The 243-nt window shown below is 49.4% G+C and carries 1 rRNA gene; it reads left to right on the top strand.

From position 1 onward, the window contains the following. Positions 1 to 243: ribosomal RNA gene (locus ACEO2X_RS14725) — 23S ribosomal RNA — on the top strand; the annotation flags it as partial.

Below are 243 nucleotides of genomic sequence, written 5' to 3'. Positions count from 1 at the left end.
GAGCCAACTTGTTTGGTGACTGCGTACCTTTTGTATAATGGGTCAGCGACTTATATTCAGTAGCGAGGTTAACCGAATAGGGGAGCCGTAGAGAAATCGAGTCTTAATAGGGCGTCTAGTTGCTGGGTATAGACCCGAAACCGGGTGATCTATCCATGAGCAGGTTGAAGGTTGGGTAACACTAACTGGAGGACCGAACCCACTGTCGTTGAAAAGCCAGGGGATGACTTGTGGATAGGGGTG

The organism is Acinetobacter sp. AL9, assembly GCF_041464035.1.
Taxonomy (GTDB): Bacteria; Pseudomonadota; Gammaproteobacteria; order Pseudomonadales; family Moraxellaceae; genus Acinetobacter; species Acinetobacter towneri.
The sequence above is the reverse complement of the archived record's forward strand: the minus strand, read 5'-3'. Positions and strand labels throughout refer to the sequence as shown.